We start from the raw sequence: 25,943 nt of genomic DNA, 5'->3' as shown, positions 1-25,943 counted from the left end.
GTCAGTTCTCTTCATCGTTGGCGCCGGGATAAAAGCCGTGCAGCAGGCGATAGCGGTCATGCCGTATCTGGTCGGCCCGCTCTTGGACCTGATGCGCGGGTAAACCCAGCATGATCAACGCGTGGGAGGCGAGCATCAGGCTCGACTCCAGCAATTCGGGCACGACTTCGCTGGCGCCGGCTGCTTTCAACTCGGCCAGTTGGCTATCGTCCCGAGTGCGTACCAGGATTGGAACGGTCGAGTTTAATCGGCGCGCCTCCTTGAGAATCAGTAACGCGATATCGGCCTGGTCCACGGCAACCACCAGCAGCCTGGCGCGCGCCAGTCCTACCGCCAGCAGCAGTTCACCGCGTCGTGAGTCGCCATAGTGCACACAGGTTTCACCCACGGCGGCTTCCTGGACACGCACCGGATCGGTGTCCAGCGCGATATAGGGCTGCAGCGCATTGCGCAGCGCTCGCCCGATCGACTGACCGACGCGACCGTAGCCACAGATCACCACATGGCTGTGCAAATCGGCGTTAAGCGCGCTGATTTCCTCAAGTTTGGCTTCTTCGTTGGGCTTGCGGTGCAGACGTGTCGCGATGCGGGGCGCCGCACGCAGCAACAGCGGCGTCAGCAGCATCGAGCAGAAGGTCGCGGCCAGCAGCAGCCCGCCGAGGTCGGTGGGCATCATTTTGTTCTGTTGCATCAGGGCCATCAACGCGAAGCAGAACTCGCCGCCCTGGGCCAGTGCCAGACCGCTGCGCCAGGCAGTCTCAACATCACTGCCGCGCCATTTGACAAGCAGCGCGACCACGCAACCCTTGATCAGCAGCAACCCGAGGGTCAGACCGAGGATCAGCAAGCCGTGGCTGAGGAACAACTGCAAATCGATGAGCATGCCAATGCTGACGAAGAACACCCCGAGCAGAATGTCGCGGAACGGGCGGATGTCGGCTTCGATCTGATGGCGGTAGTGGCTTTCTCCCAGCAACATGCCGGCGAGAAAGGCACCCAGGGCAGGGGAGAGTCCGAGCAGGTGAGTGAGCCAGGCCGTCAGTAAAACAATCACCAGTGCCAACAGTACAAACAGTTCTGCGGAACGGGCGGCCGCCACTTCATGGAACAACCGTGGCAGCAACCAGCGACTGGCCATCAGCAGACCGACGAAGAGCACAACGGTCTTGCCGAGCGTCACCGGTAACGCCCAGTACCAGGCCTGATCGCTGTTGCCGGCGAACACCGGCACCAGGGTCAACAGCAACACCGCCACGATGTCCTGGAACAGCAATACGGCGATGGCATTCTGGCCGTGGCTGCTGAAAATCTCGCCAAGACTGCCCAGTTCTTTGCTGACAATGGCCGTGGAAGATAACGACAGACCGGCTCCGAGCAGCAGCGCAGGCGTCGCCGACATACCGAACAGCATCAGCAAACTCCCCAGCAATATCGTGGTGACCAGCACTTGCTGGCTGCCGAGCCTGAACACCACTTTGCGCAATGCGAGCATTTTCGACAGGGAAAATTCGAGCCCGAGGGAGAACAGCAGGAACACCACCCCGAGCTCGGCGAGGTCGGGCAACTCTTCACTTTCATTGATCCAGTTGAACGCCGTGGGGCCGATCATCAGCCCCACGCACAGGTAACCCAGCACCGGTGGCAGGCGCAGGCGCTGGAACAGTGCAATCACCACCAGGGAGGAGGCGAGAATGATTAGCAGGTTGGCGAACACGAAAACTCCGATGACAAGCGCTGGCTACTCTAGCGTAGAGGCAAAAAAAGACGCGAGGGTCGCCTAATTGACGTTCAGTCCGACTGATTTGAGTCAGGAATTTGCCGAAATCCTTTGAATTCCACCTTCTCCGGCCGGGTGGGGCAGTGGCTCGACTGCTTCTGATCGCGGGCCTAGAATGTACGCCTACTTTGCCGGGTCCTGTGCTCATGCCTCCTGAATGTCAGCTTTTCGGCACCCTTGGGTGCCATCTTTGTGAAGTGGCCGAAGCCATGCTGATGGAATTTGTCGAGCACGGTCTGATGGTCGAGCTGGTGGATATTGCTGAGGACGAATCATGGTTCGAAGCTTACAGTTTGCGCATTCCGGTACTGCGACGTCTCGATAACGGCGCCGAACTTGCCTGGCCCTTCGATTCCGAGCAGGTCGTGGCGTTCCTGCGCTGACCTCGACACACTTTCCGAGCCCCATCCGTCGCGGTCTTCGTTTCGGTCATTGGCGGAATTCAGGTTATTCGGTTACTGTATGTTCATACAGTTTCTCGGATTGCCTGTCATGTTTGCCCTGTAGGGGATTGGGCAGGTGATCCCGGAAGTCAGAGGGAAGAATCTTGGTCAATGTCGAACAATTGAAGAACAGCGTGAACCGGATGTCGGTGGACGTGGTGCGTGAAGCCGTCCTCGAGTTGCAACTGGATGGTCTGGTCACGGAAGGGAAAACTCCGTTCAACAAGCTGCACTTCAATACCTGTTTCGCCGAAATCGAGGCACTTTTCCAGCGGGCGGGTTATCACCGGCAGCTGGATGTCGTGGGCTATCAGGGGTTGTTGTACGCACTTTATGATCCGGGGCGCTGGGAAGCGGTCGATGTATTGCGCTGGCTCAAGGAGTTCACCGAAGCGGCGGCGCGCTCGCAGTCAATTCCGGCCTGAGGATTCTCTTCTAGGTTCGTTCCGGCCACTGCTGGATAATGCCGCCCTGTATTGAGAGTCAGAGCGTTCGTATGCCCACTTCATCTTTTTCTGCTGCACACAACCAGGCCAGCACACTCTACTTGCCGCCTGGGCCGTGGCAGACCGTACTCGATTGCCTGTGTGAACACTTCAGCGCCATCGGTCGTGAACAATGGCTGGACAGAATTGCTCGTGGCCGCGTCCTTGACGGGGATGGCGTGCCAATCGCCCTTGATCTTGCTTACAAGGAAGGTTTGCGGATTCACTATTTTCGGGAAGTACCGGACGAAAAGCCGATCCCTGTGATCGAGTCGATTCTGTATGCGGATGAACATCTGGTGGTGGCCGACAAACCGCATTTTCTGCCAGTGACACCGGCGGGCGAATACGTAGAGCAGACGCTGCTACGAAGGTTGATCCGCCGCCTCGATAACCCACATCTCGTGCCTTTGCATCGCATTGACCGGCATACGGCGGGGCTGGTGCTGTTTTCAGCCAACCCTCAGAGCCGTTCCGCCTACCAGTCGTTGTTTCCCACGCGACAGATCGAAAAACGCTACGAGGCCATTGCCAGGGCATTACCTGAACGAGCCTTTCCCCTGATCCACAAGAGTCGGCTCATCGATGGCGAGCCTTTCTTCCGCATGCAGGAAGGACCGGGCGTCAGCAATACCGAGACGGCTGTCGAAGTCAGGGAGAAGAATGGTGATCTCTGGCGCTACGGGCTTTACCCGGTGACGGGCAAGAAGCATCAGCTGCGGGTACACATGACGGCCCTGGGCGCCAGCATCTGCAATGACCCGTTCTATCCGCACGTGCTCAAGGATGTCGAAGACGACTATGCCAACCCGTTGAAGCTTCTGGCACAGGGGCTGCGGTTTGTGGACCCGGTTACCGGTGAGCAAAGAGACTTTGAAAGCACCATCACCCTGGAATGGTGATGGCCGTTTTTGAGTCATGAAAAAGCCCGCGTAATGCGGGCTTTTCTGTATCCGGTATCGCCGAAAGGGTTACAACTCTTTAACGGTACGAACCTGATCCTTGTTCACGCGGGTTTGCTTGCCGTCCAGTTGTTCGAACTCGTAAAAACCCGAATCTTCATCGTATTTTGGCGCGTCGACGGCCTGGATTTCGCGACCGTCATTCAAGGTGATCACAGTAGGCGATGCGCAACCGGCAAGGGTCGCGAGGCCCAATGCGAGCATGAAAGTGGCGAGGGTCCGTTGTGTCATGAGTGTGTCTCCGAATAGGAATTCTTTTGGTTACTGAGCGTGAGACGTATACAACGCGTGCAAGTTCCGTAGCTAGTGTCAATCGGACACGTTGATGTGAGCGCTCAGCAACTCCGGGGTATTAAGGTTGGCCAGGCGAGGATCGTTGTCAGGGCATTGCAGGGCAATCGCGCCCAGTTTGCGCATGAGGCGGCCCGGGCTGCGTTCGCCTTCCTGCCAGGCCTTTTCGAACGCTTCGCTCAGGGCTACGGGGATGATGCAGAGCAACGGTTCCCAGTGCTCCCCATGACGCAACATCATGGGTTTGTCCGGGTGCTGGCTGGCAGCTTCGCGCATGCTGTGGAGCAGCGCGGCATCGATGCGTGGTACATCGCACGGCAAAACCATCAGATACTCATGGCGAGCGGCCTTCAGGCCTGCACGAATACCGGCCAAGGGCCCCGGAAAGTCACCTTCGTCGTCATGGACCAGCCGGTCGGCGTAGGGCGCGTACTGTTCCGGGTTCCTGTTGCAGGAGATGATCAGGTCATCGCTCAGCGGACGGGTTTTGCGATGAAGATGTGCAATCAGTGGCTCGCCCTGCCACTCGATCAACCCTTTGTCCTGACCGCCCATACGTTGGCCGCGACCACCTGCCAGGAGCAGAATGGAGCAGGGTGACAACTGTGTATTCAAGGTCATGGCAGGTCTCCATGGAGGCGGTAAAAAAAGGGGGCGCTGTGATATAACACCGGGCTGTTTCTCCTACAACTGGACGAGCCTATGAAAGCCAAGGCTGATGTACCTTTCGCGCCGCTCAACATCGCGGTGCTCACGGTCAGCGATACCCGTACCCTGGAAACCGACACGTCAGGCCAGCTCTTTGTTGATCGCTTGAGTGCAGCCGGCCATAACCTGGCCTTCCGGGTTCTGCTAAAAGATGACCTCTACAAAATCCGCGCGCAAGTTGCCAACTGGATTGCCGACGATGTCGTGCAGGTGGTGTTGATCACCGGCGGCACCGGCTTCACGGGGCGCGACAGCACCCCCGAAGCGGTGAGCTGCCTGCTGGACAAGCAGGTCGACGGCTTTGGTGAGCTGTTCCGCCAGATTTCGGTGGCGGATATTGGCACCTCCACTGTTCAATCCCGTGCCCTGGCCGGCCTCGCCAACGGCACGCTGGTGTGCTGCTTGCCGGGCTCGACCAACGCCGTGCGCACCGGCTGGGATGGCATTCTTGCCGAACAACTGGATTCCCGGCACCGCCCGTGCAATTTCGTTGCTCATCTGAAACAGGCGGCACCCTGTGAATCCCGCGGGTAAGCCAGGCAAGACAGGCAGCCTGATGGCCGTCGAGGTGGCACTGGCGCGCTTGCTGGAAATGGCCGAAGCCACGCCGATTGCAGAGCGTGAACGCCTGCCGTTGGCGCAGGTTCAAGGTCGTGTGTTGGCCGCTGACCTGGTCTCGACACTTGATTTGCCACCATGGCCCAACAGTGCGATGGACGGATACGCCTTGCGCATGGCCGACTGGACGGGAGAGCCGTTGTCCGTCAGCCAGAAGATTTTTGCAGGTAACGCTCCGGGGCCTTTGAAGCCCGGCACCTGCGCGCGAATCTTCACCGGTGCGCCTGTTCCTGCGGGTGCCGACTGCGTCGAGATGCAGGAAAACGCCGAGGTCCTGGCGGATGAGCGAGTACGTTTCCTCGAGGTCCTCACGTCAGGACAAAACATCCGTCCCCAAGGCCAGGAAACCACCGTCGGTGAGTTGATTCTGATTGCGGGCACACGCCTTGGCCCGATCGAGCAGGGGCTCGCTGCATCACTGGGATGCGCCGAGCTGGATGTGATTCGCAAGGTGCGCGTTGCGGTACTCTCCACCGGCGATGAACTGGTTGAACCGGGTCAGGCGCTGGGTCCGGGCCAGATCTACAACAGCAACCGAGTGTTGCTCTGCAGCTGGTTGCAGCGTTTGGGTTGTGAAGTGATCGACGCCGGTATTCTTCCGGATAACCTTGAGACGACTCGTGCTCGCCTCGGCGAGTTGAAGGATGTCGACTTGATACTGTCGACCGGTGGCGTATCGGTAGGTGAAGCCGATTTTCTGGGCATTGCCCTGCGGGAAGAGGGCGAGCTCACGTTGTGGAAACTCGCGATCAAACCGGGCAAGCCGCTGACGTTCGGGCATTTTCGTGGGGTTCCGGTAATCGGGCTACCCGGTAACCCGGCGTCGACCCTGGTGACCTTTGCCTTGTTGGCGAGGCCCTATCTCTTGCGCCGTCAGGGTGTAAAAGACGTTGAACCCTTGAAGGTGCAGGTGCCTGCAGGATTTGTCTGGCCCAAGGCAGGCAATCGACGCGAGTATTTGCGAGGACGTCTGGAGAACGGCCGGGCAATCATTTACAAGAATCAGAGTTCGGGTGTGCTGCGCAGCGCTGCGTGGGCCGATGGTCTGGTCGAAGTGCGGGAAGATCGCACCTTGGTGGAAGGAGACAGCGTAGGCTTCATCCCGCTGAGCGAAGTCCTGGGCTGATCCCTGCCGCACACCTGTCACACAAACCCGGTTCATCGAACCGGGTTTTGCGTTCATGGCGTCCTCTTATCGAGCGAGAAGTGCTACCAACTGGTCGAAACGGCTGTTGGCGATCCACCCCAGAAGCCCGAGAACCACGGCGGTTCCGCCGGCCGAGTAGGCGAGCCTGTGTTTGATGGACCTGACGTCACCCCGGACTTCTTCCATGTCTCTGCGGATGTATTCGAGATGTGTTTCCAGTTCAACGACACGAGGTTCCATTTCAACTTCTCCAGTGGGTTTTGCGCATTTGAATTCGGCTTGATAGCTGGCCCGCCTTTCTGCGAGCGGTGTGACCGGAGTAACCGGCAACCTGATGTCATGGCTTTGCATGATACGTCCCTGTAGTTCCTGCTGATGACGGATAAACCGTACCGCCAACTTGTACCAATCAGAGTTGAGGGTCAATTGAGCCGATTCCTCGCGTTTTGTAAGAAAAAATCCCGCCTTGTAGGACCTCAATACGGTTCGACTTGAAATAATTCATTTTTTTGCGACTTTTATGGGGCTCAGAGAGGTCACATTTCCCATACGGAATTCAATCATGGGAGCGACCACAATGGGCGAACGCAAGGCACTGTTGATTCTGCACGGCAAGCAGGCGCTCAACGAGGACGTCCGGGCAGCCGTCGAAGAACGGCGCGCACAAGGGTGGGAATTGGCTGTCCGACTGACCTGGGAGGCCGGCGACGCACAGCGGTTGGTAGACGAAGCGCTGGCGGCAGGCTACACGAAGCTCATCGCCGGCGGTGGTGACGGGACGTTGCGCGATATTGCCGAGGCCATGGCAATGCATTCGACGCAGGCCAGTCTGGTGCTGATGCCATTGGGAACCGCCAACGATTTCGCCCGCGCCGCTGGCGTGCCTCTGGAACCCGCTCAAGCCTTGAAACTTCTGGACGCTGAACCGCATGCCATCGATTTGGGCGAGGTCGGCGGACAGGTGTTCCTGAACATGGCCACGGGCGGCTTCGGTAGCCAGGTCACGGCGAACACCTCGGAAGACTTGAAAAAAGTGCTGGGCGGCGCGGCTTATCTGTTCACCGGTTTATCACGCTTCAGTGAATTGCATGCGGCCTATGGTGAGCTGCATGGCCCGGATTTTCAGTGGAGTGGCGAGTTGCTGGCATTGGGCATCGGCAATGGCCGCCAGGCGGGCGGTGGTCATGTGCTGTGCCCGCACGCACTGGCAGACGACGGTCTGCTGGATATCAGCATTCTGCCTGCACCGCAGGAAGTGGTTGGTACGTTGAAAAGTTTGCTTACCGATGGTTTCGGTATAGACAATATGTTTGTGCGCGCTCGCTTGCCATGGGTCGAGATCAAGGTCTCGGAGGGCCTCTACATCAACCTTGATGGCGAACCGCTGGAAGGCGAAAGCCTGCGATTTTCGGCGCGCCCGGCGGCACTGCGGGTGCATTTGCCCGAGCATTCGCCACTGCTGAGTGTTCCTGCAGCGATCAATCGTCCAGGCTGATGATTTGCTCACGCACGGCGAATAGGACCAGGCCCGCCACATCGTAGATCTGCAAGCGCTTCATGATCTGCGAGCGATGGGTTTCAACCGTCTTGATGCTCAGGCCCAGGCCGTTAGCGATTTCCCGGGTGGATTTTCCGCGAACGATCAGTCGCAGGATTTCCAGCTGGCGCGCCGTCAGGTTGTGCGAGTCGGCGGGTTCCGGCTGGTGCTTCTGGTTTCGGGTCAGCGCCTGGTTGATGACGGTATGGGCAATGGCCGGGCTGAGGTAGCGCTCGTTGTTGCGCAGGGCATCCAGCGCATGTTCGAGTTCGGTGGCCGTTGTGTCCTTGAGCAGGTAGCCGTGGGCACCGGATTCCAGTGCCTGCATGATGAGCGCCGGATCGGTGTGCATCGACAGGATCAACACTTTGCTTTGCGGGCGTACTCGCTTGAGTCGCTGCAAGGCTTCAAGGCCTCCGGTTTCCTTCATGGAAATATCCAGCAGCACGATGTCCGGGGACAGTCGCTCGACCATCTCGAGCAGCTGCGAGCCGTCATTGGCCTCGCCGATTACCGCGTAGCCGGGAATATCCAGCACCAGAGCGCGCACGCCAGCTCTGATCAGCGAGTGGTCATCCACCAAAAGTAAGTTACAAGTCAATGCATAACCTTATTCGTACTGGCCCGTTCCAGCGCACGTGGCGCCCACGGGAAGAGAGCTTCGATTTGAGTACCTTTGCCCGGCTCGCTGGTCACGCGCAGGGTGCCGCCCAACTGGTCGATCCGTTCAGACATCCCGGCCATTCCACGTTGTCCCTCACGGCCGGGATCTGTCGCCGGCGCGAAACCCAGGCCGTCATCGCTGATCAACAGCGTCAGGCCTTGAGGCTGGCGTTGCAGGCGAACCAACAGATTTTTCGCTTCGGCATGGCGCAATATATTGGTCACCGCTTCCTGGGTGATTCGAAAGGCGGCGACAGCCATTTCTTCCGGTATGCCGGTCAATCGTGAGCGGCACTCCAGGCTCCAGTGCACCTGCGTATTAGCCAGTGTCTTGAGCAAATGCGCACGCAGACTGGCTTCCAGCCCAAGGCTGGTCAGCTGCCTGGGATTGAGAATGGCCGATACATCACGAACTTTGGTCAGGGTTTCTTCCAGCGTGTCGCAGAGCGTCGAGCATTGATCTTGCAGCTCTTCGGGCATTCGGCGTTTGAGCCATTCACTTTGAAGTTTTGCCGCGGTCAGTAACTGGCCGATATCGTCATGCAATTCCCGACTGAGCCGGTGACGTTCGTTTTCCTGAACCTTCAATAATCGGTCGGCCAGCTCTTGTGGTTCGAACTTTATAGACTTGCGCGAGAGGCAGTGCTGCACCAGGACGCAAGCCAGTGCCGCAATATTGAGCAGCAGCAGACTGAGTGGCAGGCGTGTGGACAGGCTATAGATCGCCAGACTGCCGAGCGCCGAGCAGGTACACAGCAACAGCGTGAACCGGCGCGCGTTTTCTCGGGAGGGTGGCCACGTGGTGATTGACTTGAGGCTGGCGTACATAGCGGATGGAGCCAATGGATGTTCGCTGCGGGCAGACCGGTCATGTTGACTGACGGGTCTCTGTCTGAGTCACTCTGCCATTAATTGACGTCAACTAATGGTCGGCATAATACCACTTAAGATACCGTTGGTCGCGTTTGTATATATGTCCGTACAGTCAGGAAATAAAGGGTCCGGACGTTAGTTCCACAATGGAAAAAGTATGCCGGCAGGGAAGGGTTATTTGTAATGAGCTGTCGTTGACAGATATGAAGTATTCAATTGCGACATGAGCGTGCGCAAGTTACAGAGTGGCCGCATGACAATAAGAATACGAGTGATCGCGTAGTTATCGGGAGAATTAAGCCTGGCGTTCCGAAAAAGAAACGAGCCTGAACGGTTTTGAATGAGCAGGTGGCTGAAACTGGCTTTGTCCGACCTGAAAGGCAAAGGCCTCGATCAGCGATGTCTGTTCGCTGTCATCCAGGCTGAGCTGGCCGGTTTTCTGATCGATCAGTTCGAGCTGCCACGCCATCAATGTGAAACAGTCTTTCAGCGCGCTCAGCGCCTGATCATGCAGGTCTACATGATTCTGGGCATGATTGAGCAGGCCATGAATGTGCAGCGAAAACTCCGAAACCGCGACCAAAGCCAGGGCGTCAGCCTTGCTGGCCAGTTTGAGGAGGGTGCTCATCATGCAGTCGATGGCATCCTTGTCATTGCTGATCAGTTGCAAATGACTCAGGCATTCCTCGGATTTGGCCAGGAGCGTTTCAGCTTCAACCAGAAACACTGGCAGCCGCTGGGCCCACTCTTTACGGTTCGGCATGCTTATCTCCACAACGTCATGTCAAATGAGGGAATGTCGTGTGTGTCGGCCAGGACCATCAGGGACCCGGCGTTGCAGTGCCGTTGTGAGATCGCGCTCCGGCCGGCGCAGATGCAGGCGGGAGAATTCGAGAGGGTGGATGGCCACTGACCTGCGATCGCACACAAAAGCCTGACTCCGTTCATGCAATGAGAATGGCGTCACATTAATGGCTATTGGATATTGCGAATATCAGGTTGGGCCTGATTGTTACTAGGGGAATCCCTTACACAGGGGAACCTAACGTGCGAGCCGTTGTCGCGCCGCAGGGATTGAGGCAGATGAATTGAGGTGGCCAGTAAAACATGATGTTAATGTGACATCAATGCTTGGGCATGGCATTTTGTATGGGGGTCAAGGTCCGGCAAAAACAGCCGATAACCTTCTTTAGTGAATTCATCAGAACAAGCTCAGGAGTCATTGATGGCCGGCATTCTCGACACGGTAGACCAACGCACGCAACTGGTGGGTGAGAATCGCCTGGAAATTCTCATGTTCCGGCTGGCTGGGCGGCAATTGTTCGCGATCAACGTTTTCAAGGTGCAGGAAGTGTTGCAGCTACCGAAGCTGACCCTGATGCCCCAGCGCCATCCGTTTGTCTGCGGCGTAGTCAACCTGCGTGGCCAGACGCTTCCGGTGATTGACCTGTCTCAGGCCATTGGCATGCGTCCGCTGGTGCCAAGCCCGACCAGTACGATCATCGTCACCGAGTACAACCGCTCGGTGCAGGCGTTCCTCGTTGGCGGCGTGGACCGCATCGTCAACATGAACTGGGAAGCCATTCTGCCGCCACCGACCAGCGCCGGCCGCCAGCATTACCTGACTGCCATCAGCAAGGTCGATGATCAACTGGTGGAAATCATTGACGTCGAGAAAGTCCTCGCCGAAATCGTCCCGTACAACGCCAAGGTGTCCCGCGACAAGCTCGACGATCCGGTCCTGGAACGCGCCCGTGGTCGCGAAGTGCTGCTGGTGGACGACTCCAACGTGGCGCTCTCGCAATTGCGCGACACCCTCGGCCAGTTGGGCGTGAAGATGCACATCGCCAGCGACGGCTTGAAAGCGCTGAACATGCTCAAGGGCTGGGCCGATACCGGCGTGAACATGACCGACAAACTGCTGATGGTCTTCACCGACGCAGAAATGCCGGAAATGGACGGCTATCGCCTGACCACCGAGATCCGTAACGATCCGCGTCTGCGTGGACTTTACGTCGTGCTGCACACGTCGCTGTCCGGCAGCTTCAACGACTCGATGGTGAAGAAGGTCGGCTGCGACAACTTCCTCTCCAAATTCCAGCCGGACAAACTGGTCGACGTGGTGCGCCAGCGCCTGATGCTCGACGAAGTGCCTGCCTGATAACGATGTAAAGGCTACCCACGGTCAAACTGTGGGAGCTAGACCGGCTTGCCGGCGAAGGCGGTGTGACAGTCGACATAAATGTTGAATGTGCAACCACCTTCGCGAGCAAGCTCGCTCCCACAAGGTATTCAAAGATCGATTTTCAGCCTTTGATTCAATGAGAAAGCTCATATAGGGTGGCATTTTTTGCCCACCAGGGAGCTGGCCATGCTGCGTCTGAGCGCGCTTTATCGTTTTCCGTTGAAATCCTGCAAGGCAGAGTCCCTGCAACAGGTCAGCCTCGACAAGCTGGGGCTGGACGGGGATCGACGCTGGATGCTGGTGGACGAGGCCAGCGGGCGCTTCCTGACCCAGCGTGTCGTCGGACAGATGAGCCAGTTGTCGGCGTTATGGAATGCAGAAGGTGGACTGACACTCAGTGCCCCCGGGCGTTCGGCGATCGATATTGCCTTGCCGGCCAGCGACGCGGAACTGCGCGGCGTCACCATTTTCAAAGACAGTTTGCGTGTGCCCGATGCCGGTGATGAGGCGGGCGCCTGGGTCAGCGAATTCATCGGCAAACCGACTCGACTGGTGCAAATCCCTCTTGATCGCGCGCGGACTACTCAGGCGGGCTACGGCAAGGACGACGACCAGGTGGCCTTCGCCGATGGCTTCCCGTTGTTGCTGATCGGGCAGGCCTCTTTGGAGGACTTGTCGCAGAAAGTCGGCCGGTCGCTGGAAATGCTGCGCTTTCGACCGAATCTGGTCATCGAGGGCAGTGAGGCGTACGCCGAGGATGGCTGGAAGCGTATCCGCATCGGTGATGTCGAGTTCCGCGTGGTCAAGCCGTGTTCACGCTGCATTCTGACCACCATCGACCCGCAAACCGGATTGCGCAGCGATGATCGTGAGCCGCTCGCAACCTTGCAGAAATACCGTGCTCAGGAAGAGGGCGCCATGTTTGGCCAGAATCTGGTCAACGATGGCAATGGCCAACTCGAAGTCGGCATGCCGGTCACGGTGCTGGAATAAACGACACTGAATGAAAAATGCCCGTGTCCTTGGACACGGGCATTTTTTTTCGCTGTGAAAACCCGGGGGTTTAGCCGCGGTATTCGCACAGGTAAGCGGTGTCGACGGCCACTTTCAGCTGGAACTTGCTGTTGGCTGGCACGTTGAACTGGCTGCCGGCTTCGAAGGTTTCCCAGTCGGTGCTGTCCGGCAGTTTGACGGTCAGGGCGCCGGTCACCACGTGCATGATTTCACGCTGGCTGGTGCCGAATTCGTACTCGCCCGGAGCCATGACGCCGATGGTCGCCGGACCCTCAGCGGTGCCAAAGGCGATCGACTTGACGGTGCCGTCGAAGTACTCGTTGACTTTAAACATGGGCGATTCCTCGAAAAGGGTTAAAAAGGGCCGGCCAGTATGCACAAGGCCTTTGGCGGCGTCACCTCTCTAGAGGGGCAGAATCAGCGGTAACAGACGCGCTGTATTGCGCGCATCCTCCAGCGCCCGGTGCTGCTGGCCGGTGAACTGCATGCCCGCCAGTTGCAGCGCGCCGTTTAGCCCCAGCGGGCGTTCCAGGCGTCGGGCCTTGGCAAAGCGCTGTTTGAGGTTCATGTGCGGCACGCGGCTCAGTTCGCTGTCGAGTTGCAGCTTCTGCCATTCCTGCAGCAGTTGCTTGCGATCGTAATCGCCCCAACTCGCCCAGCCTTCCAGCCGTGAATGATGTTGGCCGAGCCAGCGCTCGAAGGCTGGCCAGACCTCGGTCAGCGGCTGTGCGCTGTCGATACTGGCCTGGGTGATGCGGGTCAGCTCGCGGCAAAACGGCGTGAGCAGGGGCCGGCGCAACGGGCGCACGAAACGCTGGAAATGATCCAGCTCCCGACCCTGTCGGTCCACCAGCGTGGCACCGATTTCGATGATTTCCATTTCCGTAACCGGCCAACCCCCTTCATCGGTGGTGGCTTCCAGATCAATGACCAGCCAGTGAGGCATTGCAGGGTTCCTGGTATCCGCGTCCTGATAGGGCTTGAGCGTAGCCAAACCCGGCGGATCCGCCTAGCTGCTTACTCGACCTCCAACAAAATCTGACGATTTTTCACCTGGTCGCCGACCCTGACCTGCAAGCGTTTGAGCACGCCGTCGATGCCTGATTTCAGCGGATGTTCCATTTTCATGGCTTCCAGCACCACCAGCAGCTGGCCTTTGCTGACCGGGCTGCCTTCAGTGACCAGCACATCGACGATGGCGCCGTCCATCGGCGCCTTGAGTGTGCCGGAGCTGGCGCTGGCCTCGCTGCTGACCAGCGCCTGTGTGCAATCCATCAGCCGCAGACTTCCGGGACGGGTGAAGAACCAGAGTTGCCCGGCTTCGAGACGGTAGGCATGACGCCGGCGGATGCCATCGATTTCCAGGGTGGCCCAGCGCCCGTCGCACTGGATGACGCTCAGGTCGAAGGCTTGCCCGGCGACTTGAATCCGGTAAGGTTCGCCGGGCACCGCGTTCAATTGCACCGGCCAATCCTGATCCTCCAGGCCGATGCGATAGTGCAGCGGCACACTGGCGTTATTGCGCCAACCGGCCAGCACGGCGGGATGAGCCTGGGCTGAAGCCTGATAGAACAGCGCAGCAGCAATCGCCAGTTCTTCGGCGCCGGGTACATAAGGATGCAGGCAGGGATGGTCGGCAAAATACGTCGGGATAAACCCGGTGCTGAACTCGCCACTGATGAATTGCGAATGTTCCAGCAGGCTGGCAATCAGGCGCTGATTACTGGCGAGACCGAGCAGCACGCTGTCCTGCACCGCCCGCAGCAACTTGCGCCGGGCTTCCTCACGGGTGGCGCCGTGGGCAATGATCTTGCCCAGCAACGGGTCGTAGAACGGGCTGACCTGCTGCCCCTCGATCAGGCCATGATCGATCCGTACGCCGCCCTGCGACGCCGGTTCCCAGGCGGCGATCCGCCCGGTTTGTGGCAGAAACGTTTGGGTCGGGTCTTCGGCGTACAAACGCACTTCCATGGCATGGCCGGTGAGTTGCACTTGATCCTGGCGCAACGGCAACGGCAGCCCTTCGGCGACGTGCAGTTGCCAGGCCACCAGATCGAGGCCAGTGATCAGTTCTGTTACCGGATGCTCCACCTGCAACCGGGTATTCATTTCCAGAAAGTAAAACTGTCCGCGCGCATCCAGCAGAAACTCCACGGTGCCAGCGCCGACGTAGTTCACCGCGCGACCGGCCTTTAGCGCTGCTTCGCCCATGGCCTGACGCAGTTCGGCGGTCATGACCGGGCAGGGCGCTTCCTCGATGACTTTCTGGTGGCGGCGCTGAATCGAACAGTCGCGTTCGCCGAGGTAGATCAGGTTGCCCTGTTGGTCGCCGAACAGTTGAACCTCGACGTGACGCGGGTCGATCAACGCTTGCTCGAGGATCAGCTCATCACTGCCAAACCCATGCAGTGCTTCGGAGCGCGCGGTACGGATCTGCGCCAGCAACTCACTGGCCTCGTGCACCAGACGCATGCCCCGCCCGCCACCGCCGGCACTGGCCTTGATCATCAGCGGAAAACCGATGCGTTCGGCTTCGCGGCTCAGCGTTGCCTCATCCTGCTCGGCGCCCTGATAGCCTTTGATACACGGCACACCGGCGTCGAGCATGGCGAGTTTCGACAGGCGCTTGCTGCCCATCAGTTCGATGGCTTCGGGGCTGGGGCCGATAAAGGTCATGCCGGCGTCTCGGCAGGCGTGGGCGAACCCGGCGTTTTCCGAGAGGAAGCCGTAGCCGGGGTGGATCGCGTCGGCGCCGGTGCGGTGGGCGGCATTGAGAATGGCCGGGATGTTCAGATAGGATTGCTGCACCGGGGCCGGGCCGATGTTGATGGCTTCGTCGGCGATCTGTACGTGCAGCGCGTCTGCATCCGCGTCGCTGAACACGGCGACGGTGCGATAGCCCAGGGCCTGGGCCGTTCGCTGGATGCGGCAGGCGATTTCACCGCGGTTGGCGATCAGGATTTTTTTTAGGGCGGGCATGAGGGTCTTCGCTCAAGTTGTTCGGTGAAGTTGAGGGCCTCTTCGCGGGCAAGCCATGCTCCTACAGGATTTTGTGAACGACAAAGGACCTGTAGGAGCATGGCTTGCCCGCGAAGCTTTTAAGGCGCCCACCCCGGTTTACGCTTCTGCACGAAAGCCATGGTCCCTTCGACCCCTTCGGCCCCGGTCACCGCTTCGCTGAACCAATCAGCCGCTTCATCCAGCAGCGCATCCGAAGGCTGTCCGGCACTCGCCAGCAACAGCTTTTTGGTCGTCGCATTCGCCCCCGGCGCGCAGCACAGCACATGGGCCAGGACTTCATCGAGACGCTCGGCCAGCGCTTGCGCATCATGCTCGACAAAATGCACCAGCCCCATGCGCCGGGCGTGGGTGCCATCAAATCGCGCTGCAGTCAGAGCCAACCGCCGAGCCTGGGTCAAACCGATACGCTGAACCACGAACGGCGCGATCTGCGCGGGCAGCAAGCCGAGGCTGGTTTCCGGCAAACCGAATTGCGCCTGGTGATCCGCCAGGGCGACATCGCTGACGCACGCCAGCCCCAAGCCACCGCCGAGCACCGCGCCTTGTAGCACCGTGATCACCACTTGCGGCGCGTGTTGCACCTCCTGCAACAGCGCGCCAAACGCCCGATTCAAATCGCGGTAGGCCGAGGGGCCTTGAGCACGGGCGTTGGCCATGTCCTTGATGTCGCCACCGGCGCAGAAATGTCCGCCGGCACCGCCGATCACCAGGGCCCGAATCTCACGGTCATCGCGCACTGCCGACAGCACCGAACGCAACTCGGCGACCATCTGCAAGCTCATGGCATTGCGACTTTCCGGGCGGTTGAGGGTGATGTGCAGCACGCCGTTATGCGGCTCGAGCAGGAGTGTCTGGCAAACCGGGAGGGTGCTCATTTCCTTTTCCCCGGCAGGATGCCCATGAGTTTGCAGATGATCCCCAGCATGATTTCGTCGGCGCCGCCGCCAATCGACACCAGCCGCACGTCGCGGTAGGCGCGGGCCACCGGGTTGTCCCACATGAAGCCCATGCCGCCCCAGTATTGCAGGCAGCTGTCGCTGACTTCGCGGCCCAGTCGCCCGGCCTTGAGTTTGGCCATCGACGCCAGACGCGTAACGTCCTGACCTTTGATGTATTGCTCGGTGGCCTGATAGACCAGTGCCCGCAGGCATTCGACTTCGGTTTGCAACTCGGCGAGGCGGAAGTGAATGACCTGATTGTCGATCAGTGCATTGCCGAAGGTTTTGCGTTCCTTGCAGTACTCGATGGTGCTGTCGATGCAGTATTCCAGGCCCTTGATCATGTTCGCGGCACCAAACAGGCGCTCCTCCTGGAATTGCAGCATCTGCATCATGAACCCCGCGCCTTCATGACCGATGCGGTTGCGTTGCGGCACGCGCACGTTGTCGAAAAACACCTGGGCCGTTTCCGAACTGCGCATGCCGAGCTTGTCGAGGTGCGAACTGAGGCTGATGCCGGGGGTGTTCATCGGCACCATGATCAGCGACTTGTTGATGTGCGGCTTGTCGTCCGAAGTGTTGGCCAGCAGGCAGATGAAATCGGCGCTCGGCGAGTTGGTGATCCACATCTTGCTGCCATTGATCAGGTAGTCGTCGCCGTCCTTGCGGGCGGTGGTTTTCAAGCCGGCCACGTCAGAACCGGCACCGACTTCCGACACGCCGATGCAACCGACCTGTTCGCCGGTAATCGCCGGCCGCAGGAATTCTTCACGCAGTTCATCGGAGCCGAAGCGTGCCAGCGCCGGCGTGCACATGTCGGTTTGCACGCCGATGGACATCGGGATCCCGCCGCAATGAATGGTGCCGAACTCTTCGGCGGCGACGATCGAATAGCTGTAGTCGAGCCCCATGCCACCGAATTTTTCCGGTTTGGAAATCCCCAGCAAGCCGAGCTCACCCGCCTTGCGAAAGATGTCGTGGATCGGAAAACGCCCGGCCTTTTCCCACTCCTCGACGTGCGGGTTGATCTCGTGCTCGACGAATTGGCGAACGGTGCGGCGCAGTGCTTCGTGTTCCTGGGTGAAGATCATTTTTATTGTTCTCCTCTGGCCGGTTCAGAACCGGGCCACGCCAAAACTGTTGGTTTGCAGCGGCCGCATGTCGGCCTCATGACAGATGTCCAGCAAATAACCGAGCAACGTCCGGGTATCCCGGGGATCAATCAACCCGTCGTCCCATAGATTGGCACTGCCATACAGCGCGGTGGACTGGCTGTCGAGTTTCTGCGCGGTGACCTGTTCCAGCATGTCGAGCATTTTCGGGTCAGGCACCAGACCGTCCTTGAGCTGTTTGGCCTCAGTGACGATCCGCAGGACCTTGCCGGCCTGAGCACCGCCCATCACCGCCGTCCGGCTGTTGGGCCAGGCGAAGATGAAGCGCGGGTCGAGGCCGCGGCCGCACATCGCATAGTTGCCGGCGCCATAGGAGCCACCGACAACGATCGTCAGTTTCGGCACCCGGGCGTTGGCTACCGCCTGAATCATTTTGGCTCCGTGCTTGATTACGCCTTGTTGCTCTGACTCGGTGCCGACCATGAATCCGGTGGTGTTGTGGAAGAACAGCAGCGGCGTCCGGCTCTGATCGCACAGCTGAATGAACTGCGCAGCCTTGCTCGCGCCTTTGGGCGTGATTGGGCCGTTGTTTCCGATGAACCCGCAGGCGCGCCCCTGAATCTGCAGATGACCACAGACGGTCTGTTGATCGAACTCACCCTTGAACTCGAGGAAGTTCGAACCGTCGGCGATTCGCGCGATGATTTCGCGCACGTCATAAGGTTTTTTCGGGTCATCCGGGATCAGCCCGAGCAGTTCGTCGATGGGGTAGAGCGGTTCTTGATGGTGACGTTCGGGGACCCACTGCAACTGATCATTCCACGACAACAGGCTGACAATCTCCCGCACCTGACGCACGCCATCGGCATCGTTTTCGGCCAGATATTCAGCGGTGCCAGCGGTTTGCGCATGCATCTCGGCGCCGCCCAGTTCTTCATCGGTGGCGACTTCGCCGGTGGCGGCCTTGAGCAGGGGCGGGCCTGCGAGAAACAGCTTGGCTTTGCCACGCACCACCACCACGTAGTCCGACAGCCCCGGCTGATACGCGCCGCCTGCCGTGGCCGAGCCGTGGACCACAGTGATCTGTGGCAACCCCATGGCCGACATCCGCGCCTGATTGGCAAAGCTGCGCGCGCCTTCGACGAAAATCTCCGCTGCGTAATTAAGGTTGGCGCCACCGCTTTCAGCGAGGGTGATCACCGGCAGTTTGTTTTCCATGGCGATCTGTTGCAGGCGCAGGGATTTCTTCAAGCCGCTGGGGGAGATGGTTCCTCCCTTGATCGCGCTGTTGTTCGCTACCACCAATGCACGAACGCCGGATACGTAGCCGATCCCGGCGATCAAGCCGCCGCCCGCCGAGCTGCCGTCCTTGTCGTCATGCAATTTGTAACCGGCCAGGCTTGCCAGCTCGAGGAACGGAGCACCGGGGTCGAGCAACAGGTTGAGGCGTTCACGAGGCAGCAATTGCCCGCGCTTGTCGAACTTCGGTTTGGCTTCGGCCGCTTTGTTCAGCAGGTTCTGTTCGAGCTGACGGACCTGCTCGATACCGGCCAGCATCGCTGCACGGTTCTGGGCGAACTGTTCGCTGAACGGGTCGACTTGCGACTCAATGACCGGCATGACTTATTCCTTGTCCTTGAGCACGTCGGGTCTGAGCACTTCTGGTAAGTAGGCGCGGTGGAAACCGTTGTACGACTCACTGTTCGTCGCCTTGTGGATCGGCCATGCCCGACCGCCAAGGCTGGCGGCACCGTCGATGCGCAAGGTGCTGCCGCTGACAAACGCCGCAGCCGGGCTGAGCAGGAAAACGATCGCCGCACTGACTTCCGATTCGGTGCCGATGCGTTTCAGCGGCACGTGTTCGCGCAGGGTCGGAATCACCGCTTTGAACGCGCCTTCGTAAGTGTCCATGCCGCTGGAGGCGATCCAGCCCGGCGCCACCGCGTTGACCCGCACACCGGCGTAACCCCATTCGAACGCAGCGGTCTTGGTCAGGTTGTCCATGCCCGAGCGCGCCGCGCCCGAGTGGCCCATGCCGGGCATGCCGCCCCACATGTCGGCGAGCATGTTGACGATGGCGCCGCCGTGTTGGCTCATGGATTGATTGAACACTTCGCGGGCCATCAGGAAACCGCCCACCAGATTGGTGCGCATCACGGTTTCGAATCCCTTCTGATTGATCGAGGCCAGCGCCGACGGGAATTGGCCCCCGGCATTGTTGACCAGTCCGTGGATCGGCCCGTGCTTGCGGATCAGTTCGCTGACCAGATGCTTGACTGCTTCTTCGTCGCGAATATCGCAGGTCTGCCAATCGGCCTTGCCGCCATCCTCGACAATTTCGGCGGTCACGGATTTCAGTTTGTCGGCAGTGCGCCCGATCAACAGCACATGGGCACCGAGCGCCGCCAGTTCATGGGCGGTGCAGCGGCCGATGCCGCTGCCGCCACCGGTGACGATGATGTTTTGGCCGGCAAACAGATCAGCTTTGAAAATCGAGTTGTAGGCCACGGCGGCAGTCCTCTAGTTGACCTGGTCGGCGATGCGCTGAGGCACCGGGATCTGGATGTCCAGCAGTTGTTGGGCGAAGGCTTTGCCTTGCGGATCGATCCGCAGGCTGGCCACGCCGCCCCCGCCCAGGGCGTTCTCCAGCAGAAAATTAAGGCTGTGGGTCGCGGGCAGATACCAGCGCTCGACGCGCCCGTGAATCGGGTCGAGCACGTGGCTCATCCAGTCGACGATCACTGCCGGGGTCAAGGCTTCGGCGATCCACGGCAGGTACTCCGGCTCGCGCGCCATGACGCCGATGTTGCTGTGATTGCCCTTGTCACCCGAGCGTGCAACCGCGAGTTTGATCAGCGCCACGCTGGCATCGGCGCGACCGGTGGGTTTCGGTGGTTCGAACGGCACCGGCAGGTCCGCGGTGGCGAGCGCGTCGAGGGCGGGCAGGGCGCACGGGTGACGCTGACCGTTGAGATCAATGTCCAGCGTGCAGGCAGTTTTGTCGATGAGGAACGAAAACAGCCGGATCAGCGGATACACCGTCGGCCGCCCGCCAACGATCCCGGTCAGCCCCGGCGCCATGCCGGTGGCGGCCTGGGCGATTTCCCGGGAGAACACGATCAAGGCCTGTTTGCTCGGGTGGCGCACGGCGAGTTTGATCACCACTTCGCGGCTGTCCTGTCGCTGGCCATGGGGGCCGTAAGTCGCTTCGCTACCCAGGAGTTCGATGTTCACTTCGCTGTAGGGTGCCCAGCCGCGCTGACTGAAGATTTCGGAGGTCTTGTTGATGATCGCTTTGCTGACTCGCCGCGCCTTGTCCACGGCATCGATCCCGGCGATCAGGCAACTGGCGGTGCAGCGGAAACCATCCGGATACGTCGCGCTGACTTTGTACTGATCGGTCGGCGGCAAACCTCTGGCGCCATGCACCTGAACCGCATTCCTGCCTTGCTGCTGAAGTTTGACCTGAGAGAAATCGCAAACCACGTCGGGCAAGAGATAAGCCTGCGGGTTGCCGATTTCATAGAGCATTTGTTCGCCGACGGTGAGGGGCGTAACCAGGCCGCCGGAGCCTTCGGGTTTGCTGACGATAAACTGACTGTCGGCACTGACTTCGACGATGGGGAAACCGATGTGTTCGTAGTCGGGTACGTCGCGCCAGTCGGTGAAGTTGCCGCCGGTGCACTGGGCGCCGCATTCGATAATGTGCCCGGCGAGGGCGGCTTGAGCGAGTTTGTCGTAGTCGTGCCAGGACCAGTCGAATTCATGCACCAGCGCAGCGCTGACCACGGCGCTGTCGACCACGCGCCCGGTGATGACGATGTCTGCGCCCAGACGCAAGGCTTCGACAATGCCCGGCGCGCCGAGGTAGGCGTTGGTGGAAACGCACATCGGCGGCAAGGGTGCGCCGCTGAACATTTCATGGAGGCCGCGGCTGCTCAGCTGTTTGAACTGCGGTTGCAGGTCATCACCCAGCAGCACCGCGATCTTCAGCGGCACGCCAGCCTTGTCGCAGGCCGCTTGCAGCGCAGCGGCGCAGGCGTGTGGATTGACGCCACCGGCGTTGCTGATGACGCGGATTTTCTGTTCGGCGAGTGGCCCCAGCAGAGGGCTGAGGACTTCGATGAAGTCACTGGCGTAGCCGGCCTGTGGATCTTTCATCCGCGCACCGGCCATGATCGACATCGTGATCTCGGCCAGATAATCGAACACCAGATAGTCCAGGCGCCCGCCTTCCACCAGTTGCGCGGCGGCGGTCGAGGTGTCGCCCCAGAAGGCACTGGCGCAACCGATGCGAATGGTTTTAGGCACAACGCTCTCCATAGCTACCTCCAACAGAAGTACAACGAGACTACCAAGCAAGCGCTTGGTTTGTAAACGGCTGAAATATCTTCGACCCGAGCGCTTGCTTGGTTGCCATTGTCAGCTTAAATTGCCCGCGCAACCCCGCTGTTTTAGCGGTGAATACGACTGTAGGAGAGAACGGGTGGACGAGCAAAAAGCCCTGAGGGTCATGCGCGAACTGGTTGACAGCGGCCAGTTGACCGACCCGGACAGCGCCCGTGGCAAACTGCTGCAAGTCGCGGCTCACCTGTTCCGCAATAAAGGCTTTGAACGCACCACGGTGCGCGATCTGGCCGGTGCCGTGGGCATTCAGTCGGGGAGTATTTTTCATCACTTCAAAAGCAAGGACGAGATCCTGCGGGCAGTGATGGAGGAAACCATTCGCTACAACACCGCGTTGATGCGTGCCGCGATCGCTGACGCCGACAACGTGCGCGAGCGGGTGCTGGCGCTGATTCGCTGCGAATTGCAGTCGATCATGGGCGGCAGCGGCGAGGCCATGGCGGTGCTGGTGTATGAATGGCGTTCGCTGTCCGAAGACGGCCAGGCGAAAGTCCTGGCGCTGCGCGACATCTATGAGGACCTCTGGCTGCAGGTGCTGGGGGAGGCCAAGGACGCGGGATACATCCGCGGGGATGTGTTCATCACCCGCCGTTTTCTGACCGGTGCGCTGTCCTGGACCACGACCTGGTATCGTGCGGATGGCAGCATTAACCTCGATCAATTGGCCGATGAGGCGTTGATTCTGGTGCTGGAAGAAAAACAATAATTTTGCGCAGGGCAGCAGGAAACTGGCGAAGTGGCCGAAACCGCCTAGCTTGAATGGATTGATGCGTATCTTTTTGGGGAGTGGGAAGTTTTGATGTCTTCGCCAATTCGGACGGCCTCGCGGCTTTTGCTGGCGGCACTTGCGGCGTTGTGGGTATTGCCATCCCCGGCTGCACAGCTGGTGCGGGTCGGTGCCGCGCATTTCCCGCCTTATACCGTGCGCCCGGAATCCGGCGCCGACACCGGTCTGTTGCCACAGTTGGTCGAAGCGCTCAATGCGTTACAAAGCGACTATAAGTTCGAGCTGGTGCCGACTTCCATTCCGCGACGCTTCGGTGACTTCAAGCAGGGCCGGGTGGACATGGCGATTTTCGAGAACCCGAACTGGGGCTGGGAGGAGATTCCCCACACCAGCGTCGACATGGGGCTGGAGGACGCCGAGATTTTTGTCGCGCAACGAATACCCAATCGTCAGCAGAACTACTTTTTCGACCTCGCCGGCAAGCGTCTGGCGCTGTTCAGCGGTTATCACTACGAGTTCGCCAACTTCAATGCCGACCCGAAAGTCCTCGCCCAAAACTACAACGCCACACTGACCTATTCCCACGACAGCAACCTGTTGATGGTGCTGCGCGGGCGCGCCGACATTGCCCTGGTGACGCGCTCTTACCTGAGCGATTACCTGCTGCGCAACGAGAAGGTCGCTGATCAGTTGCTGGTGTCCCAGCGCATCGATCAGGTCTATCACCACTACGCCATTCTTCGTCCTTCTGCGCCAATCAGCGGCGAGGCCTTTGGCAAGTTGCTGCAAGGATTGCGTGACAACGGCCAGATGCTGAAGATCTTCGATCCGTACAAGATCGCGGTGGTGCCGGTTCCGAGAAGTTGAACACGCGCCAAAGGTCGCGTGTTTGCCTGCGTCGCTTAAATTTTCCGCGCTGGCTGACGTCACATCGTTGAACTGTCGACGATTACCGTGAGCCCGACCCATGTCCAATCTGAATGACCTGACTGCCTTGGCCTTGCCGACAGGGCGTCGTCTTGTCGCTGAAGAAAGCGATAACCGGCTGAATCTGAGCCTGGACGCGCACCCGCTGATTACCCTTCGCCTGACGTGCGAGCCCGAGTTGCAGGTGCGGGTCGAAGCACGCCTCGACACTCAGGCATTGTGGGCCGCCTGTTATTGGTTGTTTGCCCGTGACCCGGCTTGCCAACGCCTGACCTGGCACTTTGATGAAGTCCCCGCCGAAGCCTTGCTCAGTGGATTGCTGATCCCGACCGAATTCGCCGGCCAATATCGCTGCGAGCGCACGCTGTTCTGGCAATTGCCGCAGCCCTGGCTGGGGACGTCGCTGACCAGCAGCTACCCGCAGCAAATGGTGATCAGCGGTGGCAAACGTCACCCGTTGCGCCCGGTGAAACCACGCGGTGAGGTCTATCGGCGCTTTGATGCGCGACTGGGCGCGTGGATTTCCCTGCGAACAGTGGATATCGACCTCGACCTTGTGCGCTTCAACCGCTGGCAGAACAGTGCGCGGGTGGCGAGTTTCTGGCAGGAAGAGGGCAGCCTCGAACAGCATCGCGAATACCTGGGCAAACTCGAAGCCGATCCGCACACCGTGACGCTGATCGGCTGTTTTGATGATCAACCGTTTGCCTATTTCGAAGCCTACTGGGCCAAGGAAGACCGCATCGCGCCGTTCTACGAGGCAGGCGATTACGACCGTGGCATTCACATGCTGGTCGGCGAAGAAAATCATCGCGGTCCGCACAAGGTGGCGAGCTGGTTATCGGCGTTGACGCATTACCTGTTTCTCGACGATCCACGCACCCAGCGGGTGGTCGCCGAGCCGCGCGCCGATAACGCGAAGATGATCGGGTATATGCAGGGTCAGCGTTTTCACTGCGAGAAAGAGTTCGACTTCCCGCATAAACACGCGGCGTTGATGGTGTTGGGGCGGGAGCGGTTTTTTGAGCGGTGTGTGTTGGCGTGATGCTTGGGACTCAGATCGTTTTCGGTCTTGAGTCAGTCTTCGCGGGCAAGTCGGATCGCCGCCCGCTCGCTCCTACAGGTTCAGCGCAAACCTTGTAGGAGCGAGCGGGCGGCGATCCGACTTGCCCGCGAAGCTTTTAACGACGGGCAAACGTATCCGCGCGACTGCCCGACACCTTGCGGCAATGCACCAATGCATCGCGAATCATGAAGTTCACCAGGGTCGGCGAAACGCCGAGCTCCTTGGCGATGTCCTTTTGCGGCACACCGTGCAGGCGGTACATCTCGAAGGCGTAGCGGGTGCGGCCCGGCAGCTCCGTCAACGCGTCGGCGATGTTTTCCAGGGTCGAGAAATTGATGTGCGAGGTTTCCGGCGAAGCGCCTTGAATCACCACGTTCAGCCCTTCCTCTTCAGGCCCCGAATACTTCTGTTCCAGCGCCTGTTTGCGGTAGTGATCGATCGCCAGGTTGCGCACGATCTGGAACAGGTAACTGAGCTGAGCCTTGATCGAGGATGTGATCTGCGGCGCCGATTGCAGGCGGAAGAACGCATCCTGAACCACATCTTCGGCACGTGACCGGCAGCCGGTTATACGGGCAGCAATCTTGACCAGAATCAGTCGATTGTCGACGAATGCCTGAAGTAGCGGTGAATCGCACCTGCTTGTGGATACTTGTTCCGTCATGGAAATCACCTTGCTGCAAATAGGGTCGTGGGACGACAAGAGAGTCGGAGCCGTCCTACACATCGAGCGACAAATTATTCTGAATGATAATGATTGTCAATTGAGAAAGAGAAGTAATGCTCTTCGAAGGCGCGCAGTGAGAACTGCGACACGCTGACGCAGCCGCGCCCCCGTTGACGATCAAGCCTGCCGACTAATTATTTCTAGACGTCATCCGTTCTCATTGGTGAATGGAACAGCGCAATCCTCATAACCCTGTAGGAGCAGCCGGTCGACGCTCGATCGCTCGCGATGGTCGTCAACGATGGCGATGGGCGCCTGACACTCCGCGGCGTTCTCCTTTTTTTCGCGAGCAAGCTCGCTCCTACAGCCGAATTC

At 59.5% G+C, this 25,943-nt stretch carries 27 protein-coding genes; 11 read left to right on the top strand and 16 right to left on the bottom strand.

Annotated elements, in window-relative coordinates:
• Position 1 precedes the first annotated feature (1 nt).
• Complete coding sequence (locus tag ACA066_RS20510) at positions 2 to 1,714, bottom strand: cation:proton antiporter (protein ID WP_497696400.1); 1,713 nt, start codon at positions 1,712 to 1,714, stop codon at positions 2 to 4.
• 209 nt (positions 1,715 to 1,923) lie between these two features.
• On the opposite strand from ACA066_RS20510, the gene ACA066_RS20505 reads away from it, so the two are divergent.
• The 3 genes from ACA066_RS20505 to ACA066_RS20495 all read left to right on the top strand — a co-directional run bounded on the left by ACA066_RS20505 (position 1,924) and on the right by ACA066_RS20495 (position 3,607).
• The gene (locus tag ACA066_RS20505; RefSeq protein WP_214377565.1) at positions 1,924 to 2,160 is read left to right on the top strand and encodes a glutaredoxin family protein; all 237 of its coding nucleotides are present in this window, start codon (positions 1,924 to 1,926) and stop codon (positions 2,158 to 2,160) included.
• 164 nt (positions 2,161 to 2,324) lie between these two features.
• The gene (locus ACA066_RS20500; protein ID WP_017339996.1) at positions 2,325 to 2,645 is read left to right on the top strand and encodes a transcriptional regulator; all 321 of its coding nucleotides are present in this window, start codon (positions 2,325 to 2,327) and stop codon (positions 2,643 to 2,645) included.
• Between the two features lie 71 nt (positions 2,646 to 2,716).
• Positions 2,717 to 3,607, top strand: a complete 891-nt coding sequence (locus ACA066_RS20495) for a pseudouridine synthase (RefSeq protein WP_497696399.1) — start codon at positions 2,717 to 2,719, stop codon at positions 3,605 to 3,607.
• A gap of 69 nt (positions 3,608 to 3,676) precedes the next feature.
• On the opposite strand, the gene ACA066_RS20490 is transcribed toward ACA066_RS20495, so the two are convergent.
• Both ACA066_RS20490 and mobA read right to left on the bottom strand, forming a co-directional pair.
• A complete protein-coding gene (locus tag ACA066_RS20490) occupies positions 3,677 to 3,898 on the bottom strand; it encodes a YgdI/YgdR family lipoprotein (RefSeq protein WP_497696398.1) in 222 nt (73 codons plus the stop codon).
• 78 nt (positions 3,899 to 3,976) lie between these two features.
• Positions 3,977 to 4,579, bottom strand: coding sequence for a molybdenum cofactor guanylyltransferase MobA (gene mobA / locus ACA066_RS20485; RefSeq protein WP_497696397.1), 603 nt, complete (start codon positions 4,577 to 4,579; stop codon positions 3,977 to 3,979).
• Between the two features lie 81 nt (positions 4,580 to 4,660).
• On the opposite strand from mobA, the gene moaB reads away from it, so the two are divergent.
• Entirely contained in the window at positions 4,661 to 5,200 is a 540-nt protein-coding gene (gene moaB / locus ACA066_RS20480) for a molybdenum cofactor biosynthesis protein B (RefSeq protein WP_084321134.1), read from the top strand.
• 22 nt (positions 5,201 to 5,222) lie between these two features.
• Positions 5,223 to 6,410: a molybdopterin molybdotransferase MoeA gene (locus tag ACA066_RS20475; protein ID WP_497699928.1), complete on the top strand. Its 1,188-nt coding sequence runs from the start codon at positions 5,223 to 5,225 to the stop codon at positions 6,408 to 6,410.
• A gap of 66 nt (positions 6,411 to 6,476) precedes the next feature.
• On the opposite strand, the gene ACA066_RS20470 is transcribed toward ACA066_RS20475, so the two are convergent.
• The gene (locus tag ACA066_RS20470) at positions 6,477 to 6,782 is read right to left on the bottom strand and encodes a hypothetical protein (RefSeq protein ID WP_497699927.1); all 306 of its coding nucleotides are present in this window, start codon (positions 6,780 to 6,782) and stop codon (positions 6,477 to 6,479) included.
• 226 nt (positions 6,783 to 7,008) lie between these two features.
• Here ACA066_RS20470 and yegS point away from each other — a divergent pair, with 226 nt between their 5' ends.
• Positions 7,009 to 7,926, top strand: coding sequence for a lipid kinase YegS (gene yegS, locus ACA066_RS20465; RefSeq protein WP_497699926.1), 918 nt, complete (start codon positions 7,009 to 7,011; stop codon positions 7,924 to 7,926).
• On the opposite strand, the gene ACA066_RS20460 is transcribed toward yegS, so the two are convergent.
• The 3 genes from ACA066_RS20460 to ACA066_RS20450 form a co-directional block, all read right to left on the bottom strand.
• Positions 7,910 to 8,569 carry a response regulator gene (locus ACA066_RS20460; protein WP_084321138.1) on the bottom strand — a complete coding sequence of 220 codons (660 nt, stop codon included), beginning with the start codon at positions 8,567 to 8,569 and terminating at the stop codon, positions 7,910 to 7,912. The two genes, yegS and ACA066_RS20460, sit on opposite strands and share 17 nt — an antisense overlap.
• Entirely contained in the window at positions 8,566 to 9,459 is an 894-nt protein-coding gene (locus tag ACA066_RS20455) for a sensor histidine kinase (protein WP_497699925.1), read from the bottom strand. Before ACA066_RS20455 ends, ACA066_RS20460 begins: the two co-directional genes overlap by 4 nt.
• A gap of 340 nt (positions 9,460 to 9,799) precedes the next feature.
• Positions 9,800 to 10,267: a hypothetical protein gene (locus tag ACA066_RS20450; protein WP_497696396.1), complete on the bottom strand. Its 468-nt coding sequence runs from the start codon at positions 10,265 to 10,267 to the stop codon at positions 9,800 to 9,802.
• A gap of 462 nt (positions 10,268 to 10,729) precedes the next feature.
• On the opposite strand from ACA066_RS20450, the gene ACA066_RS20445 reads away from it, so the two are divergent.
• Together ACA066_RS20445 and ACA066_RS20440 are read left to right on the top strand one after the other, a co-directional pair.
• Positions 10,730 to 11,665 carry a chemotaxis protein CheV gene (locus ACA066_RS20445; RefSeq protein WP_084321141.1) on the top strand — a complete coding sequence of 312 codons (936 nt, stop codon included), beginning with the start codon at positions 10,730 to 10,732 and terminating at the stop codon, positions 11,663 to 11,665.
• Positions 11,666 to 11,875: 210 nt separating this feature from the next.
• Entirely contained in the window at positions 11,876 to 12,682 is an 807-nt protein-coding gene (locus ACA066_RS20440) for an MOSC domain-containing protein (RefSeq protein WP_497696395.1), read from the top strand.
• A gap of 70 nt (positions 12,683 to 12,752) precedes the next feature.
• Here the strand turns inward: ACA066_RS20440 and ppnP are convergent, their stop codons facing one another.
• The 8 genes from ppnP to ACA066_RS20400 all read right to left on the bottom strand — a co-directional run bounded on the left by ppnP (position 12,753) and on the right by ACA066_RS20400 (position 22,085).
• Entirely contained in the window at positions 12,753 to 13,037 is a 285-nt protein-coding gene (gene ppnP, locus ACA066_RS20435; protein ID WP_017339983.1) for a pyrimidine/purine nucleoside phosphorylase, read from the bottom strand.
• Between the two features lie 69 nt (positions 13,038 to 13,106).
• Positions 13,107 to 13,649: a 3'-5' exonuclease gene (locus ACA066_RS20430; RefSeq protein WP_497696394.1), complete on the bottom strand. Its 543-nt coding sequence runs from the start codon at positions 13,647 to 13,649 to the stop codon at positions 13,107 to 13,109.
• Positions 13,650 to 13,720: 71 nt separating this feature from the next.
• Entirely contained in the window at positions 13,721 to 15,682 is a 1,962-nt protein-coding gene (locus ACA066_RS20425) for an acetyl/propionyl/methylcrotonyl-CoA carboxylase subunit alpha (RefSeq protein ID WP_497696393.1), read from the bottom strand.
• Positions 15,683 to 15,801: 119 nt separating this feature from the next.
• Complete coding sequence (locus ACA066_RS20420; RefSeq protein WP_497696392.1) at positions 15,802 to 16,599, bottom strand: enoyl-CoA hydratase/isomerase family protein; 798 nt, start codon at positions 16,597 to 16,599, stop codon at positions 15,802 to 15,804.
• A complete protein-coding gene (gene atuD, locus ACA066_RS20415) occupies positions 16,596 to 17,753 on the bottom strand; it encodes a citronellyl-CoA dehydrogenase (RefSeq protein WP_497696391.1) in 1,158 nt (385 codons plus the stop codon). The genes ACA066_RS20420 and atuD overlap by 4 nt, the downstream gene beginning before the upstream one ends.
• A 24-nt stretch (positions 17,754 to 17,777) precedes the next feature.
• Positions 17,778 to 19,394, bottom strand: a complete 1,617-nt coding sequence (gene atuC / locus ACA066_RS20410; RefSeq protein WP_497696390.1) for a geranyl-CoA carboxylase subunit beta — start codon at positions 19,392 to 19,394, stop codon at positions 17,778 to 17,780.
• A 3-nt stretch (positions 19,395 to 19,397) separates the two neighbouring features.
• Complete coding sequence (locus tag ACA066_RS20405) at positions 19,398 to 20,282, bottom strand: SDR family oxidoreductase (protein ID WP_497696389.1); 885 nt, start codon at positions 20,280 to 20,282, stop codon at positions 19,398 to 19,400.
• Positions 20,283 to 20,294: 12 nt separating this feature from the next.
• Positions 20,295 to 22,085, bottom strand: a complete 1,791-nt coding sequence (locus tag ACA066_RS20400; RefSeq protein WP_497696388.1) for an acyclic terpene utilization AtuA family protein — start codon at positions 22,083 to 22,085, stop codon at positions 20,295 to 20,297.
• 175 nt (positions 22,086 to 22,260) lie between these two features.
• Here ACA066_RS20400 and ACA066_RS20395 point away from each other — a divergent pair, with 175 nt between their 5' ends.
• The 3 genes from ACA066_RS20395 (at position 22,261) to ACA066_RS20385 (ending at position 24,880) form a co-directional block, all read left to right on the top strand.
• Entirely contained in the window at positions 22,261 to 22,887 is a 627-nt protein-coding gene (locus ACA066_RS20395) for a TetR/AcrR family transcriptional regulator (protein ID WP_497696387.1), read from the top strand.
• 93 nt (positions 22,888 to 22,980) lie between these two features.
• Positions 22,981 to 23,775, top strand: coding sequence for a substrate-binding periplasmic protein (locus ACA066_RS20390; RefSeq protein ID WP_497696386.1), 795 nt, complete (start codon positions 22,981 to 22,983; stop codon positions 23,773 to 23,775).
• A gap of 100 nt (positions 23,776 to 23,875) precedes the next feature.
• Positions 23,876 to 24,880 carry a GNAT family N-acetyltransferase gene (locus tag ACA066_RS20385; RefSeq protein ID WP_497696385.1) on the top strand — a complete coding sequence of 335 codons (1,005 nt, stop codon included), beginning with the start codon at positions 23,876 to 23,878 and terminating at the stop codon, positions 24,878 to 24,880.
• Between the two features lie 136 nt (positions 24,881 to 25,016).
• Here the strand turns inward: ACA066_RS20385 and ACA066_RS20380 are convergent, their stop codons facing one another.
• Positions 25,017 to 25,565 carry an RNA polymerase factor sigma-70 gene (locus ACA066_RS20380; protein WP_497696384.1) on the bottom strand — a complete coding sequence of 183 codons (549 nt, stop codon included), beginning with the start codon at positions 25,563 to 25,565 and terminating at the stop codon, positions 25,017 to 25,019.
• Positions 25,566 to 25,943: the final 378 nt, after the last annotated feature.

The sequence above is a fragment of the Pseudomonas sp. LBUM1651 genome (assembly GCF_059716135.1).
Note: the sequence above shows the minus strand (reverse complement) of the source record. Positions and strands in the feature narration are given on the sequence as shown.